The organism is Clostridium porci, from assembly GCF_009696375.1.
Lineage (GTDB): Bacteria > Bacillota > Clostridia > Lachnospirales > Lachnospiraceae > Enterocloster > Enterocloster porci.
In genome coordinates this window covers 1-1,954 of the sequence record NZ_VUMD01000057.1, presented here as the reverse complement: position 1 = coordinate 1,954, position 1,954 = coordinate 1, and the positions used below count along the sequence as shown (strand labels likewise).

The window sequence follows — 1,954 nt, the reverse complement described above, 5'->3', positions numbered from 1 at the left end:
CAAAAAGAACCTGGCGTATCTGGCGGACATCTTAGGGCATGCTTCCGTAGAAACCACACGGATTTATGTAGCCATGGGCACACGGGAACATGAGCGAACCTTACAGAGAATGCGCCTGATTTCATAGTACCTCAGAATAATGATTCTGTGGTTCCATGGCATCCTTGCTCAGTTATAAATAGAACTGATTAGCTTTTATTATAGATAGTTTAGCCCTGATTTTCAACCATTTATTACATATCAAATGTAAAAATAAATGCGAAAAATAGACCTGCACCCTGATAAATGTGCACAGGTCTGGTTTTTATGCCGGTTAAAACTTCTTTCATCCATTCAAAGGAGTATTCAGCTCTCAGAACCTGAAATCATTACCACAGAATCATTATTCTGGGGTAATGAAAGCCATTCAGCACAAAGGATAGGCGGTTCAGATTCCCGTTGAAACGGCAGGAGGTGAATGGAGTGAAAGAAAGATGGCCGGTAGAATTGTTGGAGCGCTTGGCCCAAAAGCCGGATGTGGGTATCTTTCCGATTTGCGGTATCTCAGCCCATGGGAGCAATTCCATCTGACGATGGAACTGGTGCATATTCCTGCGGCAGCATTTTCGCTGAAATCCTGGAATGACGCCTTGGCTTATCTGGCTGGCCTTTCCCCGGAAGCGACTGCATCCGATGCAAAAGAAAGATTGATTTGGCAGCTATCGGAACATTCCAGCATTTTGCACCGTCATCCGAGCCAGGAATACCTTTAGCGGAACGGGCGGTCTATTCATCCATGGTGATCCAATCATAAGAGAAAGGAAGGAAAAGCTCATGAAAAAGAGAGCAATATCGTTTGTTCTGTGCCTGATGATGGCCGTGACGCTGCTTGGCAATGGGATACCCGTCTATGCACAAATAGCAGAACAGCCGGCCATCACGACAGAAGAAACGGGAAACGAAGTCACAGAGGACGAGGTGGATCGGGGAACTCCATCCGATGCGGAAAGAACTGCCAGGGCAGCCGAAGAACCAGACGAAGAAGCCGAGGATTCGGAGGCGACAGCCAGCGAAGCTACCCCAAGTGAAGCTACCCCCAGCGAAGCTACTCCCAGTGAAGCAGCGGCCGGTGCAGGCAACAGGTGGAGCGTTTTGGAGGAAACGCCTACTAATAAACCAGACGTAGAATCCGAAGCAGCGGTTTGGAATCCGGAAGTACCAAAGGAGATAACAGTTTCAAATAAGAAGTTTAATATTGAAAAATATAAGGCTGATCCAGATGACAGCCGCTATACGTTTGCGATTGTAACGCTAGAGGATTTAGTTTCAAACAACAAAAATACGTTTAACAAAAAATATGGTAAAGACTGGTATCTCACCTTCTCTGCTCCAAACGATAAAAGCAGTGCCAATGTTAAAGTTAGCTTGGTTGACGCAGCATCTAATCGTGTTCTAGAAGAGAAAGAGCTTACTCTGAATGGTAGCAAAATTAGCTTTGATAAACTCCAAGAGGTAGGGTATCAATATTCGCTTGCTTATTCAGAATCTGCTGATAAGAATGGAACTGTAACAAGAAATATTAGAAGTTCTTATACGGAGGGGAGTACCTTTGTCTTTACAGCAATAGAACCAACTCTTCAAGGAAAACAGGTAAATATAGTAAACTTGATTGTTCCTAATGTTGATAGCAGCTACAGCTACTACAAGGTTGTGGGCTACGATCAATACAAAGAATATTTAACGAATGGAAAAACCTATCATTCACAACGGACTGGCAATGAAAAAGACCTTAGCATCTATGTGATAGAAGGGAATACAGGTCAGAAGTTCCGTGCATCTGGTACCGCCGAATATGACAAGTATGAATTAGTTGAATCAGCTGATAAAAACAAGACAGCAGAGGGAATCCTCGCAAAGAAGTATGTACCAGATACTGTCACTCGAACAGGAGTAGTACGATATGCAAAACGTCTCC

2 protein-coding genes are annotated in these 1,954 nt (G+C 44.1%); both read left to right on the top strand.

The genetic code is table 11. From position 1 onward, the window contains the following. The first annotated feature begins 473 nt into the window (after nucleotides 1–473). Nucleotides 474–752, top strand: a complete 279-nt coding sequence (locus FYJ39_RS20310) for a hypothetical protein (protein ID WP_235919914.1) — start codon at nucleotides 474–476, stop codon at nucleotides 750–752. A 61-nt stretch (nucleotides 753–813) separates the two neighbouring features. Further along, nucleotides 814–1,954 (top strand): hypothetical protein (locus FYJ39_RS20305; RefSeq protein WP_207708718.1); only part of this gene is annotated, 1,141 nt, incomplete at its 3' end.